The organism is Mycobacterium sp. IS-1742 (genome assembly GCF_001500125.1).
Taxonomy (GTDB): Bacteria; Actinomycetota; Actinomycetes; order Mycobacteriales; family Mycobacteriaceae; genus Mycobacterium.
Map to the genome: position 1 here is coordinate 96,147 of NZ_LQIV01000008.1, position 15,282 is coordinate 111,428.

A 15,282-nucleotide genomic window follows, 5' to 3' on the forward strand; every position below is an offset into this window, starting at 1 on the left:
GCACCGCTCAGGCGGCGACGACGGCCTCCTCGAGCTCGGCGACGATGATCTTGCGCATCCCCAGCATCGCCTTCGACGCGGCCGCCGCCCGCGCCGGGTCGGGGTCGTCGAGCAGTTCGGTCAGACGGTCGGGCACGATCTGCCAGCTCACTCCGAAGCGGTCCTTGAGCCACCCGCACATCGACTCCTCACCGCCGTCGACGAGCCGGTCCCAGTAGTAGTCGACCTCGTCCTGGTCCTTGCAGGCCACCGTGAACGACACCGCCTCGGTGAACGGGAACTGCGGTCCGCCGTTGATGCCGATGAACCGGGTGCCGTCCAGCACGAAGGTGCCGGACACCACCTCACCGGTGGGCCCGGGACATGCCTCGGTGAAGCGGCTGAAGCTCTCGACTGCGGAATGGGGGAAGACCGACGTGTAGAAGGCGACGGCCTCCTCCAGGTTGTCGTCGAACCAGAGTGACGGGGTGATCTGCGGCATCGGGGGTCTCCTTGCTCGTCGGGATACGCCGATATCGACCGCCCGCGATGCCGGAACTCATCGCGGGCGGCCCGGCCGGCCGCGAGTAACGTGACGCAACGTGTCCGTGAGTACCGCAGAGACCGTGTCGTTCCGGGGTGCAGAGGGGCTCACACTCGTGGGCGACGAATGGAACCGCGGCGCGGAGTCGGCCGCCGCGCGGCCCACTGTGCTGATGCTCCACGGCGGTGGTCAGAACCGGTTCTCGTGGAAGAACACCGGACAGGTACTGGCCGACGCCGGCCTGCACGTGGTGGCGCTGGACAGCCGCGGCCACGGCGACAGCGACCGCTCCCCCGATGCGCGGTACTCGGTGGACGTGATGTGCGCCGACGTCCTCGAGGTGCTCGACCAGATCGCCAGGCCGGTGGCGCTCATCGGCGCCAGCATGGGCGGGTTGACCGGCATCCTCGTGGCGCGTGAGGCCGGCCCGCAGCGGGTCACCCAGCTGGTGCTCGTCGACGTGGTGCCGCGGTTCGAGAAGGACGGCAGCGCCCGGATCCGCGACTTCATGTTCAACCACGTGCACGGGTTCGACACGCTCGAGGAGGCCGCGGATGCGGTGGCCGCTTACCTTCCGCACCGCACCCGGCCCAGGAACCACGACGGCCTGAAGAAGAACCTGCGCCGTCGCGACGGCCGGTGGTACTGGCACTGGGATCCGGCGTTCCTGACCGCGCCCGGCGACGACCCGTTCGTCCGCGCCGACAAGCTCGAGCAGGCCGCGGTGGAATTGACCGTTCCGATCCTGCTCATCCGTGGCAAGCTCTCCGACGTGGTCAGTTCCGAAGGGGTGCAGGAGTTCCTGCGCATGGTTCCCGCCGCCGAGTTCGTCGAGCTGTCCGACGCCGGTCACACCGCCGCCGGTGACGACAACGACGCGTTCACCGAGGCCGTCGTCGGTTTCGTCAGCCGGTGACCGCCGGTCGTCGCACCGCCGGGTTCGACTTCCTCGAACAACCGGCGCTCCCCGCCCCGCGCGTCGGCGAAGCACAAGCGCGCCGCATCCTCGCCACGCACTACGGCATCGACGGCGATGCCGTCTCCCTGGGCAGTCAGCAGGACCAGAACTTCCTGGTGCGCCGCGCCGACACCGGTGAGGTGGCGGGCGTGCTGAAGGTGGCCAACCCCGCCTTCAACGCGGTCGAGATCGCGGCACAGGACGCGGCGGCGGCACTGATCGCCGACGCCGAACCCGCGCTGCGGATCGCGGTGCCGCTGCCCAACTCCGACGGCTCCGAGGTGACGACGGTGGACGGGCTGCTGGTCCGGTTGCTGCGGTACCTGCCCGGCGGCACGCTGATCGACGCCGGCCATCTCGGTCCGGCCGCGGTCGCGGGGCTCGGCGAGGTGGCGGCCCGCGTCAGCCGGGCGCTGGCGGGCTTCGCGCACGAGGGCCTCGACCGGGTACTGCAGTGGGATCTGCGCCACGGCGCCGCCGTGGTCTCGGCGCTGAGCGGCCATGTCCGCGACCCGGCGCAGCGCGAGCGGCTGTCGACCGCCGCCGGCGAGGCCGCGGAGCGGATCGGCCGCGTGGCCGACGCACTCCCCCGTCAGGCCGTGCACCTCGACATCACCGACGCGAACGTCGTCGTGTCACCCGCGGCCGACGGCACCCGCCGTCCCGACGGGGTGATCGATTTCGGCGACCTCACCGAGAGCTGGGCGGTCTCGGAGCTGGCGATCGCCGCATCGTCGGTGCTGGGGCATCCCGGGACCGAACCCGTGTCCATCCTGCCCGCGGTGCGCGCGTTCCACGGCATCCGGCCGCTGACGGACGCGGAGATCGACGCGCTGTGGCCGATGGTGGTGCTGCGCACGGCGGTGCTCATCGTCAGCGGCGCCCAGCAGGCCGAACTCGACCCGGACAACGCATATGTCACCGCGCAGTCCGACGGTGAGCGGCGGATGTTCGACCAGGCGACGTCGGTGCCGATGGAGGTGATGACCGCTCTGCTGCGGGCCGAGCTCGGGGTCGCCGCGCCACGTGCCGAGGTCACCGCCACCGTGCCGATGGTGAATGCGGATAACGTTGTCACGCTGGATCTTTCGACGACATCGGACGTGTACGACCACGCCTTCGTCCCCGGCGGCTGGTTGTCCGCCGACATCGAGGACCGGCTCGCCGCGGACGCGGTCGCACGCGGGGCGACGCTGGTGCTCACCCGGTTCGGGGAACCGCGCCTGACGCTGGCGCCCGCACTGAGCCAGCGCAGCGCCGACGTCGTGCCGACCGGGATAGGGCTGTGGCCGGCGGAGGCGCTCACGCTCGTCGCGCCCTGGGACGGTGAGGTGACAGCCAGCGACGACGACGGGGTGACGCTGCGCGGTAGTGACTTCGAGGTGACGGTGACCGGCGTGCGTCCCGGCCTCGTGACCACGGTCATCCGGGCCGGTGATCCCCTCGGCCACGCCGACGCCGGGCAGTGGGCCGAGGTCGCCGTGCGCCCGGTCGGTGCGGCGCCCGCACCCGCGCTGGTGCGTCCCGAGGTCGCCTCGGGGTGGTTGGCGCAGGTGTGCGACCCGCGGCCGCTGCTGAGTCTGCCGCCGGAGGCGCCGGCCTCCCCCGGCGCCGGTGAACTGGTCGCCCGGCGCGACCGCAGTTTCGCGCCCGTGCAGGAGCACTACTACCGCAGGCCCCCGCAGATCGAACGCGGCTGGCGGCACTACCTGATGTCGACCGCGGGCCGCTGCTACCTCGACATGGTCAACAACGTCACGGTGCTCGGGCACGCCCATCCCCGCGTCGCCGACACCGCGGCCAGGCAACTGCGCAGACTGAACACCAACTCACGGTTCAACTACAGCGCTGTCGTGGAGTACAGCGAGCGCCTCGCCGCCGAACTGCCCGATCCGCTCGACACCGTCTTTCTCGTCAACTCCGGTTCGGAGGCAAGCGATCTGGCGATCCGGCTGGCGCTAGCCGCCACGGGACGCCGGGACGTCGTCGCGATGCGCGAGGCGTACCACGGGTGGACGTACGGCACCGACGCGGTGTCCACCTCGACCGCCGACAATCCCAACGCGCCGGCCACCCGGCCGGACTGGGTGCACACCGTCGAATCGCCGAACAGCTTCCGCGGCAAGTACCGCGGCGCCGACGTCGGCCGCTACGCAGAAGAGGCCGTCGCGCAGATCGGGCAACTCGTCGCCGAGGGTCGCGCGCCGGCCGGGTTCATCTGCGAGTCGGTGTACGGCAACGCAGGCGGGATGGCGCTGCCCGACGGCTATCTGCGGCAGGTGTACGCGGCGGTGCGCGGTGCGGGCGGCCTCGCGATCGCCGACGAGGTCCAGGTCGGGTACGGCCGTCTCGGACACTGGTTCTGGGGGTTCGAGCAGCAGGGCGTGGTGCCCGACATCGTCTCGATGGCGAAGTCGACGGGCAACGGCTATCCGCTCGGCGCGGTCATCACCAGCCGTGCGGTCGCCGAGGCGTTCCGCTCCCAGGGCTACTTCTTCTCCTCGACCGGCGGGAGCCCGCTGTCGTGTGCGATCGGGTCGACCGTGCTCGATGTGCTGCGCTCAGAAGATCTGCAGGGCAACGCGGTTCGAGTGGGTGGGCATCTCAAGGCGCGGTTGGAGGCGCTGGGCGACAAGCATCCGATCATCGGCACGGTGCACGGGGTCGGGCTGTATCTCGGGGTCGAGATGGTGCGGGACCGCGAGACGCTGGAGCCGGCGACCGAGGAGACCGCGGCGATCTGCGAACGCATGCTCGAACTCGGCGTCGTCATCCAGCCGACCGGCGACCATTCGAACATCCTCAAGACCAAACCACCGCTGTGCATCGACACCGAGTCCGCCGACTTCTACGTCGACGCGCTCGACCGGGTGCTCACCGAGGGGTGGTGATCGCATGACCGGACCCGAGATCGCCGCCGTGGTACTCGCCGTCGTCGCCGCGGCCGAGGCGGTCGGCCTGGTCACGCTGTGGGTGCTGTTCACCCGCGCCCGCGACGAGGCCGACGAACTGCGCGCCCGCGTCGACACCAGGAACATGCTGCTCAGCGGCGGGCGGGAAGCGGTCAAACACGTCTGGCAGACGGCGAACCTGGTGCGGGAGAGGGGGTTCGGCGGCGCGATCAGTTCGTCGATCGAGGACCTCGCCGACTGGTTCGCGGTCGAGCGCCCCGATCTGGCGCGGCTGGCGCCCAACGGCAGGGTGACGATCCTGTTCTCAGACATCGAGGATTCGACGGCGCTGAACAACCGCATCGGCGACCGGGCGTGGGCGCGGCTGATCGGCCGGCACGCCCGCTCGGTGGAGCGGCACGTGAAGGACCACGAGGGGCACGTGGTGAAGAGTCAGGGCGACGGGTTCATGGTGGCGTTCGCCTCACCCGAGAACGCGGTGCGGTGCGCGATCGCCCTGCAGCACTCGCTGCGGCGCCGGCCGAACGGCATCCGGGTGCGCATCGGGATCCACACCGGCAAGTCGGTCCGGCGCGGCGAGGACCTGTTCGGCCGCAACGTCGCGCTGGCGGCGCGGGTGGCCGCCGAGGCCGACGGCGGCGAGATCCTGGTCAGCGAGGCGGTGCGCGATGCGGTCGCCGACGCGGACGGGATGGCGATCGGCGACGGTCGGGAGGTTTCGTTGAAGGGATTCTCGGGCAAGCACCACGTGTACGCGGTGACCGGTCAGCGCGGCGGTTCGGACTCGTCGAGCCGCTGATGCAGCCGCGCCCGGATGTCGTCCGGCGTGTAGGCCCGGCGCCGGCGCTGGTCACGCGCCACGAGGGCGCCGCCGGCCACGACACCGGCGACACCGGCCAACCCGACCCACTTCCAGACGCTGCGCATGCCATGAGTGTGCCTAAGCTGCGCTGGTGAACGCCAAGACCGTGTCGCTGGCCCGGGCGCTCGACGACACCCGCACCGGGGACGTCTGGCTGTTCCGGGGTGCGTCGGGACCCGACCGGGCGATTCGGGCGATGACGAACGCGCCGGTCAATCACGTCGGCATGACGGTCGCGATCGACGACCTCCCGCCGTTGATCTGGCACGCCGAACTCGGCGACAAGCTGCTCGATCTGTGGACCGGCACGCACCACCGCGGCGTACAGCTCAACGACGCCCGCGAGGCCGTCGAGCGGTGGACGCAGATCTACGGTCAGCGGTGCTGGCTGCGACAGCTGACGCCGGAGGTGACCCGCGCACAGGAGGACCGGATGCTGAGGGTGATCGCCCGCATGGACGGCACCCCGTTCCCCAGCACCGCGCGGCTGACCGGCCGATGGCTGCGCGGCCGCCTGCCCGTCGTCAGCGACTTCACCCGCGGACTCCCGTACGTGCACCGCAGGGTCCGTGAGTCGGCCGAACGCGCCAAGGCCCGCAAGCGCACGACGCTGCAGACGGCGTACTGCGCCGAGACGGTGGCGATCACCTTCGAGGAGATGGGGTTGCTGGCCACCGAGAAGCACGACAACTGGTTCGACCCGGGATCGTTCTGGAGCGGTGACGAGCTGCCGCTGGCAGGCCCGTACCGCCTCGGCGCCGAGATCGCGGTCGTCGGCTAACGGCGTCGCGCGGCGAGCACGAGCGGCAGCCGCACCACCGCGAGTATCTGGTTCATCCGCCGGCGTCTGGCGCGCAGCTTGATCATCAGCCGCACCCCGATGCCGAGCGCGGCGACCACCACGACGATCCACAGCGTCGCCGCCACCAGATAGATCATCTCGACCGCCGTCACGGGATCGAGCGTTCACGGTTCCCGTCGCGATCAGGTCACGGCCGCGACACACGTCGGCGGCTGATGCTCATCCGAGCGACAAGCCGGCGTAGATCTCGTCGAGCATCGGGGCGAGCATCGCCTGCGCGGTGGTCCTGCCGTCCGGCGACAGCGTGAGGTTCGTCCAGATCACCAGGGTGACGTCGTTGTCCGGGTCGTACCCCATGAACGAGTTGAAGCCGGGCAGTTCCCCGCCGTGGTAGAACATCGCCGCGTTCGGGCCGAACCGCTGATAGGAGATCCCGTACCCGTACTGCTGACCGTCGGGAGCCTCGGGGTCCTCGGGTCGCAGGCTGGCCGTCCACTGACGGTGGTGGTCGGCGTCGAAGACCTTCCCGGTGACGAGCGCCTTCATCCAGGTGGACAGGTCGGCGGCAGTGGAGATCGCCCCACCCGCCGCGGTGGCGTACGAGGGGTTCTGGTCGGTGTAGTCCACAGGTCGCAGGGTCCCTGCGCGGGCGGCGGCCTGCATGTCGGCCGGATACGGGTCGTCGGCGAGCGCGTAGAAGCTGCCGCCGTACATGTAGCCGTGCGAGTAGGGCGCGGGCATGGTGGTGTCGTCCGCGGCGGGCAGGGACGTCTGGGTGAGTCCGGCGGGGGTGAACAGCCGGTCGCGGAACTGCTCGGCCAGTGGTCGGCCGCCGGCCTGCTCGGCGATCAGCCCGAGCAGCGCGAAGTTGGTGTTGCTGTACTCGTAGGCGGAGTCGGGCGCGAACTGCGGTGGATGCTCAAAGGCGATGGCGAGCACTTCCGCAGGCGTCCAGGACTTCTGGGGCTCGGCGTCCATGACGGCCGCCAGCGCGGGGTCGGCGGTGTACCCGTAGAGGCCGCTGCGCATGGTGAGAAGCTGTGCGACGGTGATGTTCTCACCGTTCGGCACGTCCGGCACGTAGGCGGTGACCGGGTCCGTGAACGCCACCTTGCCGTCCTGGGCGAGCAGCACGATCAGCGCCGCCGTCATGGTCTTGGTGTTGGACGCGATCCGGAAGTGGGTGGCGTCCGTGGGCGGATCCTGGGTGCCGAGTTCGGTGGTGCCCGCCGCGGCGGTGAATTGCCCCTGGGGCGTGTGGATCAGGACGAACGCACCGGGCACGGTCAGCTCGTCGGCGAGCCGGCCGACCACCTGCTGAAGGCGCTGCGGGTCGATGGTGCGCAGCGCGGAGGTCTGCGGTGCGGAGGGGGACGAGCAGCCGAGCAGCAGCGCCGCCACCCCGGCCACGATGCGCAGCGCCGTCCGGGTTCTGCCGTACTGGGGAACGATCGTCGTCGCGCCACCGCCTCTGAGCCGGGCCCTCGGCGGGACGTTACCTCCGGCGGACGCTCACCGTCGGGTTTCGACCCAGGCGGCGAGGTTGGCGAGCGATGAGGTCATCCCGTCCGCATGGTCACGCGCCGAGATGCCGGGCGGGACGTCGTCGGCGCGCATGTCGACCCGGGTGCCGGAGCCGACGGCGGTCACCGACCACGTCATGGTCATGGTTCCCGCGAAGCGCGCCTCGTCGGACTCGAAGTCGACGGCCTGAACGATGCGCTCGCCCGAGACGATGTCGACGAAACGAGCTTCCACCACATCGGTTTCCGCATCCGACTTGCCGCCCTCTGCGGGCGCCTCGAGGTATCTCAACCTCATCCGGTAGGAGCCGCCGGGGCGGGCGTCGAAATGGTCGAATTCACCCGTCATGCCCTGTGGGGGCAACCATTCGACCAGGGCGTCGGGGTCGATCAGGGCGGCGAACACCTGGGCGGGCGGCGCCTCGATGACGCGGGACGCCCGGTCGGTGCGCCGTGCGTACTGCGCGCCGATGGCCTCCTTGTCGATGAGCGACCGGACCTCGACGATCCGCTCGTCGGCGAACCGGTAGAAGACGTGCTCGGCGAACGTGATCCGCGCACCGGTCGGCTCGAAACCGAGGAACTCGTGCTGCGGGGTGCACTCGAAGCGCAGCCGGCAGGACACCATGTCGCCGTCGGCCAACAGGATCTCGGGCACGAACAGCAGGTCGGGTATCGCCCGGGTGTCGGCCTCTAGCATCGAGCGATAGCCGTTGAGCCCCAGTGGTTCTCCGTTGTAGGTGACGCCGTCGGCCACGAACCGGCCGAGGTCGTCCCAGCGGCGCTCGTTGAGGCAGGCCAAATAGGCGCGGTAGACCGCCCGCAGATCGCCGTCACTGGTCATCGTCGCGCCAACCCTTCCGCGACACGCTTGATTCGCCGAACGGTTTCCTCTACGCCTTGCTGAACCTGCCGCCCACGCGGGACGAACAATTCGACCCCGCGAACCATGGGCGAGCACCAGAGGAATTGGAAGGACTCGGTCAGCAGGGTGCCCTGCGGTGAGGGCTTCAGGAGAAACCGCCACTGGGTCTCCCTGCGGCCGGTGCGATCGTTGACCGTGGCGAACGCGAACTCGCGACCGCGGTCGGCGGAGGTCACGACGGCGGTACGTTCCCATCGCATCAGGCCGCGCCTGTTGTGGCCCCGGAACCGCGCACCCACGTGCGGCGCGCCGGCCTGCAGCCATTCGCACCGGTAGCACTCCGGGCTCCATTCACCCATCCGCGTGACATCCGCGATGAGGTCGTACACCAGGTCCGGAGGTGCGGCGATGTCCACGCCGGCACGTCCGCTCTGCGCCGTCGGCATATCCGGATTATCGCCCGACAAGCTCGTTCAACTGCTTATTCACGGACTATCGTGAATACGTGAACGCACCCACGGCCGCGTCCAAGCGGACTTTCAAGGACCGCCTGTACGCGGAGTTCGCCCGGATCGGCAAAGCGGTCGCCAGCCCCCATCGACTCGAGCTGCTCGAGGTTCTGGCACAAGGCGAACGCAGCGTCGAGTCGCTGGCCGGTGAGACCGGCTTGTCGGTCGCCGGCACGTCGCGCCACCTCCAGCAACTCCGGCAGGCCCAACTGGTCGCGACCCGTCGAGAGGGCCTCTTCGTCCACTACCGCGTGGCGGGTCCGGAGGTCGTCGCTTTGGTGGTCGCGTTGCGCCGCGCCGCCGAACAGCACCTGGCCGAGGTGGACCGCGTCGTGCACGACTTCTTCGGCGAACGCGACGGGTTCGAGCCCGTCACACCCGACGAGTTGTCGCGCCGCATGAGAAGCGGAGAAGTCGTGCTGCTCGATGTGCGGCCGGAACAGGAGTACCTGTCGGGGCATATTGCAGGAGCCTTGTCCATCCCGGTTGCCAACATCGATGCCCGCATCGACGAACTGCCCGGCGACGGCGAATACGTCGCCTACTGTCGCGGCCCGTACTGCGTGTACGCCGACGAGGCTGTCGCAGTGCTGCGGGCCAACGGCCGCAGCGCCGCCCGCCTCTCCGACGGCTACCCCGAGTGGTGGTTGTCCGGACGCCCGGTGCACACCGGCAGCGCCGGCGACCACGAACCTGTCCTGGCCGGGAGGGCGCAATGTCGAACGTCGAAGTGATTCCGCTCGTCGACGAAGGTTTGGGCAACTCGGCGTATCTGGTCGACCTGGGCGACGGACGCGGGCTCGCGGTCGACGTCAGCCGTGATCTGAGGGCGGTCTACGCCGCTGCAGCGCGCAGGAAGTTGGCTGTGGCGTTCGCAGCCGACACCCATCTGCACGCCGACTTCCTCTCTGGTGCGTGCCAACTCGCCGCGACGCAGGACGCCGAGGTACTGGCCTCAGCGGTCGGTCGCCGCGGGTTCGCCCACACCGGTCTGCACGACGGAGACGAGGTCGACCTCGGTGGACTGCGGCTGAGGACCTGGTCGACGCCCGGCCACACCCACGAGCACGTGGCATTCCTGCTGCTCGACGGCGACCGGGAAGTCGGTGTGTTCACCGGGGGGTCATTGATCGTGGGCTCGGCGGCGCGCACCGACCTCCTCTCCGATGACCGCACCGAAGACCTGACCCGCCACCAGTACAGGTCACTGCACCGACTGGCCGCCCTGCCAAGAGACGTTCAGGTATGGCCGACCCATGGCGCCGGTTCGTTCTGCTCGGCGCCTCCCGGCTCCGAGCGCACCAGCACGATCGGGCACGAGCTCGCCACCAATCCCCTCCTCCGGGTGGCCGACGAGGACACGTTCGTGTCGGAACTTCTCGGATCGCTCGGCACGTACCCGCCGTACTTCCGTCGGCTGGGTGAGGTCAATCGCCTCGGTCCGCCGGTGATGGCCGGCGAACCCGTCCTGACGCCGATGGATGCGTCGTCGCTCTCGGCCCGGTTGGCCGACGGCGCGATGGTCGTCGACGTCCGGCCCCTGCCTCGGTTCGCCGAAGCGCACGTGCGCGGCGCCATCTCGATTCCGCTGCGGCCGGTGTTCGCCAGCTGGCTGGGTTGGCTGGTGCCGCCGGACCGGCCCGTGATCATCGTGCGTGACGCCGATCAGGATGCTGCCGAGATCGCCTGGCAGGCAACCAAGATCGGATACGACAACGTCGTCGGCGAACTCGAAGGCGGATTGGCCGCCTGGACGGCGGACGGCAACGACGTCGTCGGCATCCCGCTGGTCCCGGCGCGACACCTCGACGGACGCCGAGTGCTCGATATCCGCCAAGATTCCGAGTACCGGTCGGGGCACCTCCCCGGCGCCGAGCATGTCGAACTGGGTCGGCTCACCCGCTGCACTGACGACATCGCCGATAAGCCCACCGTGGTGATGTGCGGTCACGGGGAACGTGCGATGAGCGCGGCGAGCCTGCTCCAGGCGGCCGGTCATCACGACCTCACCGTCCTCGACGGCGGCCCCCGCGACTGGGTGCGCGCGACCGGCGGACGCCTGGAGACCGGCGGACGCCTGGAGACCGGCGGGTGAGCACCACCGATCACCCTCGACTCGGGCTGCGCGCCAACCTCGCCCAGTTCTCGCTGCTGGTCGCGGTGAACGCTCTGGTCGGCGGGATGGTCGGTCAGGAGCAGACGGTCCTGCCCCTGCTGGCGGAACAGCAGTTCCGCCTCGAGGGGTACACGTTCCTGCTGACCTACGTGTTCGCCTTCGGGGTCACCAAGGCCGCGACCAATTATTTCGCGGGCACCTGGTCGGACCGGTTCGGACGGAAACCGGTGCTGATGGCCGGCTGGCTGCTCGCGATTCCGGTTCCGCTGCTGCTGATCTGGGCACCGTCGTGGACCTGGGTGATCGTCGCCAACATCCTCCTGGGCGTCAACCAGGGCCTGACGTGGTCGACCACCGTCATCATGAAGATCGATCTCGTGGGTCCCCGCCAACGCGGCCTCGCCATGGGTTTCAACGAAGCCGCCGGTTACGTCGCCGTGGCTCTGACCGCGCTTCTCGCCGGCCATCTGGCGGCCCGGTTCGGTCTGCGGCCGGCGCCGTTTCTGCTCGGCCTGTCCTACGCCCTGATCGCCGTCGGCATCACCGCGGTGTTCGTGCGTGAGACCCGCGGACATGCGGAGCTCGAAGCCGATTCCCACCGCGAGGGTCATGTGCCGCTGAGCAACCGGCAGATTTTCGTGCGCACGAGTTTCACCGAACCGGCACTGTCGTCGGCCAGCCAGGCGGGTCTGGTCAACAACCTCAACTTCGGTCTGTCCTGGGGGCTGTTCCCGATCTTGTTCGCCACCACCGGTATGCCGGTGGACCGCATCGGAATTCTGATGGCCGCATACCCGGCGGTGTGGGGCGTCGGGCAGCTGGCCACCGGTGCGCTGTCCGACCGGTGGGGTCGCAAGCATTTGATCACCGCGGGGATGTTCACCCAGGCCGGTGGGCTGGCCTTGATCGCGACCGGCGACACGTTCCTGTGGTGGCTTGCCGCGGCCGGGCTGCTGGGCGCGGGCACCGCCATGGTCTATCCCACGCTGTTGGCCGCGGTCGGCGATGTCGCCCATCCGCTCTGGCGGGCGCGCGCAGTCGGTGTCTACCGGCTGTGGCGCGACGGCGGATACGCCGCCGGAGCCGTAGTCGGCGGCGTCACCGCCGATCTGTGGGGCCTGCGAGCGGCGGTCTGGGCCGCCGCCGTCATCACCGTGGTCTCGGGTCTGCTGGTCGCCGCGCGCATGTACGAAACCCACACGGGCCGCACCGCCGAGTCGGGCGCTACACGTTGAAGCCGAATTTCACCGCGTCGCAACGGGTTGCACGGCGGTAACACCGGGTCACTCGATCGCGGCGCGGACAATCTCGGCGACACGTTCTTCGGTAACCCCGTCCAGGTCGTCGAAGAACCAGGCGGCAGGAATCAACTGTCCGTCCCTGCCCCCGGCGGGCGTCAGTGTCGCCTTCTCGCTCAACCCCAGGCTCATCAGGTCGTCGTTCCGGACGAAGACGACGACAGGGGCGCTCGCGGATGTGGCATAGCCCGGCATGCCGTACCAGATTCGGGGCTTCAATTCGGGCGCCGCAGCGAGGATCACGTCATGCATGCGCTGCAGGACACCTCTCCTCGGCTCGTCCATTGCTGCGATCTTGTCGAGGACCTGCTGGAGGTTCTTGTCGTCCTTGCTGACCACTGTCATGTCCTTCCGTAAGCCGATGTCGACTATCGGCGAGATGGAATCGGCGCACCAAAGGTGCAGCACCCCATCCGGACATGTTCTGAGTGAGAACTCTCCGCGACGATTCAGGCGATCGACACCTGGAAGCGCGCACGCACGTTAACACGCTCCAGACCGAAGGGCTCACTGCTTCGTCTGAGACTCGAAGCGGCGCTCCACCGCGTCTGTTGGCAGTGTTTCCGCAGGATGCACCGTCGCGTGGGTCGGCGTACGTTGAGCTATGCCCGACGTCACGGCATCAATAATCATCGCTCATCCCGCTCAGGTCGTATGGGACTACATCATCCACCCGGACCATCTGCGAAACGTTCTGCCCGGAATCGTGTCCGTCGACCCCGGCAAGGAGCCGCCGTACGCCCCCGGCGATGTCTGGCACGGGGTGAGCCGATCGTTGGGCGTCACGAACCCGTGGACCGGGGTCTTCGAGAGGGTCGATGCTCCCACGATGATGCAGTTTCGAATCACTGAGTCCAGGTTTCCGGTGACCACCATCGATACGTTGGATGAGGTCGAGGGCGGCACCCGCTACACCTGTCGCATCACCGGCGAGCCCATACTGGGCGGCGCTGTAGGACGCCTCTTTGACGCCGTCGTGTCTCGTGTCATGCAGCGGGCGATGGCGAGCCAGCAGGCGAAGCTCCCCGCTCATGTAGATGCGTGGGCGCGGCAGAAGGGCTGAGAGCGGAACAGCCGGCACGGTGAGGCTTTCGACGTCGTCTTACACGTTGAAGCGGAACTCGACCACGTTCCAACGCGGATAATCGTCTGGCGCGGACCGCCTAATCTGATTCCGTGCCGACCTCGGACCTCCTGCCACTCGCCGATGCCGTGGCTGTTCTCCGGGACGCGGCCCGGACGCGACACTTATGCCTGGGTGCCGAAGGCTTCTGGCTGGGCGTCGACGGCCACCGTCGAAGCCTCGAGCACATCCTCGATCTGTCGGACGTCTCACCACGTAACGCACGAACGAACGCCTCCATCGCGCTCTCCGTGATCGAGCAGTGGCCCGACGATCCTTCGCGATTCGCAGTCGAGCTCGTGCTCATCTCGGCTGCGTACCCGTGCCCGTGCTGCGGTCACCGAACGCTCGGAGAACCACCTGGGTCGTACGAGATCTGCGCGGTCTGCTTCTGGGAGGACGACGCAGTGCAGCTCCGCTGGCCGACGTATGAAGGCGGTGCGAACCGCCCGAGCCTGCTCGCTTCTCAACGCGCCTACGCGGCGCTTGGAGCGATGGAGCATCGGTTCACTGGACTCGTACGAGCTGCCGCTGATACGGAGCCCCTCGACTTCGGCTGGCGACCGGTTGATCTCGACCTCGATTCATTCGAGGATCGCGGCGATCGCGAGGCCGACTGGCCCGACGACCTGACGACTCTCTACTGGTGGAGGCCCACGTTTTGGCGCTCGAAGTTGCCGCGAACCTGACGTTGAACCGGAACGCGACTACACATTGAATCTGAATTCGACCACGTCCCCGTCGGCCATGACGTAGTCCTTGCCCTCCATGCGGACCTTGCCCGCCGCCTTCGCCGCGGCCATCGAACCCGCCTCGACCAGATCGTCGAACGACACGATCTCGGCCTTGATGAAGCCCTTCTCGAAGTCGCTGTGGATCACGCCGGCGGCCTTCGGCGCGGTGTCGCCCTGGTGAATGGTCCACGCGCGCGCCTCCTTCGGGCCCGCCGTGAGGTAGGTCTGCAGTTTCAGCGTGTGGAAGCCCGCCCGCGCCAGTGCGTCGAGTCCGCGTTCGGTCTGCCCGATCGACTCGAGCAATTCGGCGGCCGACTCGTCGTCGAGCTCCTGCAGTTCCGCTTCGATCTTCGCGTCGAGGAACACGCAGTCGGCCGGCGCCACCAGCTCGCGCAGCTCGGACTTGCGCCCCTCGTCGGTCAGCACGGTCTCGTCGGCGTTGAACACGTACAGGAACGGTTTGGTGGTCATCAGATTCAGCTCGCGCAGCGGCGTCGCATCGAAGCGCGCGCCGAACAGCGTCTTGCCTGAGTTCAGCACCTCCTGCGCCGCGACCGCCGCGTCGAGGACGGGCTTGCGGTCCTTGTGCGTGCGGGCTTCCTTCTCCAGCCGCGGCACGGCCTTTTCCAACGTCTGCATGTCGGCGAGGATCAACTCGGTCTCGATCACCTCGATGTCGGACTTCGGATCCACCTTGCCGTCGACGTGGACGACGTCGTCGTCGGCGAAGACCCGCACGACCTGGCAGATCGCGTCACATTCGCGGATGTTGGCGAGGAACTTGTTGCCCAGTCCCGCACCCTCCGAGGCGCCCTTCACGATGCCGGCGATGTCGACGAACGTCACCGGCGCAGGCACAATCTTGTCGGAATGGAACATCTTCGCGAGCGCGCCGAGCCGGGGGTCCGGCAGCGCGACCACACCTTCGTTGGGCTCGATCGTCGCGAACGGGTAGTTCGCCGCGAGCACGTTGTTGCGCGTCAGCGCGTTGAACAGAGTCGACTTTCCGACATTCGGCAGTCCGACGATTCCCAGGTTGAGCCCCACAGGGACCACA

17 protein-coding genes are annotated in these 15,282 nt (G+C 68.7%); 9 read left to right on the forward strand and 8 right to left on the reverse strand.

The window, feature by feature from the left end; translation table 11 throughout:
- Positions 1-7: 7 nt before the first annotated feature.
- Positions 8-481, reverse strand: coding sequence for a VOC family protein (locus tag AU196_RS06865; RefSeq protein ID WP_059094350.1), 474 nt, complete (start codon positions 479-481; stop codon positions 8-10).
- A 106-nt stretch (positions 482-587) separates the two neighbouring features.
- Here AU196_RS06865 and AU196_RS06870 point away from each other — a divergent pair, with 106 nt between their 5' ends.
- The 3 genes from AU196_RS06870 to AU196_RS06880 are packed head-to-tail and all read left to right on the forward strand — an operon-like array spanning position 588 to position 5,192.
- On the forward strand, positions 588-1,439 hold the full coding sequence (locus tag AU196_RS06870; RefSeq protein ID WP_502687223.1) for an alpha/beta fold hydrolase: 852 nt from the start codon (positions 588-590) through the stop codon (positions 1,437-1,439).
- Positions 1,436-4,372 (forward strand): aminotransferase, encoded by a 2,937-nt coding sequence (locus tag AU196_RS06875; RefSeq protein WP_059094352.1) that lies wholly within the window; start codon positions 1,436-1,438, stop codon positions 4,370-4,372. The genes AU196_RS06870 and AU196_RS06875 overlap by 4 nt, the downstream gene beginning before the upstream one ends.
- A 4-nt stretch (positions 4,373-4,376) precedes the next feature.
- Positions 4,377-5,192 carry an adenylate/guanylate cyclase domain-containing protein gene (locus tag AU196_RS06880; protein ID WP_059094353.1) on the forward strand — a complete coding sequence of 272 codons (816 nt, stop codon included), beginning with the start codon at positions 4,377-4,379 and terminating at the stop codon, positions 5,190-5,192.
- Here AU196_RS06880 and AU196_RS25485 read toward each other — a convergent pair.
- Entirely contained in the window at positions 5,159-5,320 is a 162-nt protein-coding gene (locus tag AU196_RS25485) for a hypothetical protein (protein ID WP_157546105.1), read from the reverse strand. The genes AU196_RS06880 and AU196_RS25485 overlap by 34 nt on opposite strands.
- A 41-nt stretch (positions 5,321-5,361) precedes the next feature.
- Between AU196_RS25485 and AU196_RS06885 the strand changes: the two genes are divergently transcribed.
- A complete protein-coding gene (locus AU196_RS06885; RefSeq protein ID WP_082695642.1) occupies positions 5,362-6,036 on the forward strand; it encodes a guanylate cyclase in 675 nt (224 codons plus the stop codon).
- Here AU196_RS06885 and AU196_RS25490 read toward each other — a convergent pair.
- The 4 genes from AU196_RS25490 to AU196_RS06900 all read right to left on the reverse strand — a co-directional run bounded on the left by AU196_RS25490 (position 6,033) and on the right by AU196_RS06900 (position 8,861).
- Complete coding sequence (locus AU196_RS25490; RefSeq protein ID WP_157546108.1) at positions 6,033-6,209, reverse strand: hypothetical protein; 177 nt, start codon at positions 6,207-6,209, stop codon at positions 6,033-6,035. The two genes, AU196_RS06885 and AU196_RS25490, sit on opposite strands and share 4 nt — an antisense overlap.
- A 67-nt stretch (positions 6,210-6,276) precedes the next feature.
- The gene (locus AU196_RS06890) at positions 6,277-7,470 is read right to left on the reverse strand and encodes a serine hydrolase domain-containing protein (protein WP_059094355.1); all 1,194 of its coding nucleotides are present in this window, start codon (positions 7,468-7,470) and stop codon (positions 6,277-6,279) included.
- A gap of 99 nt (positions 7,471-7,569) precedes the next feature.
- Positions 7,570-8,424: an ester cyclase gene (locus AU196_RS06895; protein WP_059094356.1), complete on the reverse strand. Its 855-nt coding sequence runs from the start codon at positions 8,422-8,424 to the stop codon at positions 7,570-7,572.
- On the reverse strand, positions 8,421-8,861 hold the full coding sequence (locus AU196_RS06900) for an SRPBCC family protein (protein WP_231737425.1): 441 nt from the start codon (positions 8,859-8,861) through the stop codon (positions 8,421-8,423). The genes AU196_RS06895 and AU196_RS06900 overlap by 4 nt, the downstream gene beginning before the upstream one ends.
- Before the next feature lie 89 nt (positions 8,862-8,950).
- Between AU196_RS06900 and AU196_RS06905 the strand changes: the two genes are divergently transcribed.
- From AU196_RS06905 to AU196_RS06915, 3 genes are read left to right on the forward strand one after another with little or no spacing between them, the layout of a single operon-like run.
- Positions 8,951-9,688, forward strand: a complete 738-nt coding sequence (locus AU196_RS06905) for an ArsR/SmtB family transcription factor (protein ID WP_059094358.1) — start codon at positions 8,951-8,953, stop codon at positions 9,686-9,688.
- The gene (locus AU196_RS06910; protein ID WP_059094359.1) at positions 9,670-11,049 is read left to right on the forward strand and encodes a rhodanese-like domain-containing protein; all 1,380 of its coding nucleotides are present in this window, start codon (positions 9,670-9,672) and stop codon (positions 11,047-11,049) included. The genes AU196_RS06905 and AU196_RS06910 overlap by 19 nt, the downstream gene beginning before the upstream one ends.
- Positions 11,046-12,305 (forward strand): MFS transporter, encoded by a 1,260-nt coding sequence (locus AU196_RS06915; RefSeq protein WP_059094360.1) that lies wholly within the window; start codon positions 11,046-11,048, stop codon positions 12,303-12,305. The genes AU196_RS06910 and AU196_RS06915 overlap by 4 nt, the downstream gene beginning before the upstream one ends.
- A gap of 48 nt (positions 12,306-12,353) precedes the next feature.
- On the opposite strand, the gene AU196_RS06920 is transcribed toward AU196_RS06915, so the two are convergent.
- Positions 12,354-12,713, reverse strand: a complete 360-nt coding sequence (locus AU196_RS06920) for a DUF1801 domain-containing protein (protein WP_059094385.1) — start codon at positions 12,711-12,713, stop codon at positions 12,354-12,356.
- Between the two features lie 259 nt (positions 12,714-12,972).
- On the opposite strand from AU196_RS06920, the gene AU196_RS06925 reads away from it, so the two are divergent.
- Together AU196_RS06925 and AU196_RS25785 are read left to right on the forward strand one after the other, a co-directional pair.
- Positions 12,973-13,431 (forward strand): SRPBCC family protein, encoded by a 459-nt coding sequence (locus AU196_RS06925; protein WP_059094361.1) that lies wholly within the window; start codon positions 12,973-12,975, stop codon positions 13,429-13,431.
- Between the two features lie 113 nt (positions 13,432-13,544).
- Positions 13,545-14,180 (forward strand): CPCC family cysteine-rich protein, encoded by a 636-nt coding sequence (locus AU196_RS25785; protein ID WP_197415723.1) that lies wholly within the window; start codon positions 13,545-13,547, stop codon positions 14,178-14,180.
- A gap of 18 nt (positions 14,181-14,198) precedes the next feature.
- Here AU196_RS25785 and ychF read toward each other — a convergent pair whose 3' ends face one another.
- The gene (gene ychF / locus AU196_RS06935; RefSeq protein WP_059094362.1) at positions 14,199-15,272 is read right to left on the reverse strand and encodes a redox-regulated ATPase YchF; all 1,074 of its coding nucleotides are present in this window, start codon (positions 15,270-15,272) and stop codon (positions 14,199-14,201) included.
- Positions 15,273-15,282 lie beyond the last annotated feature (10 nt).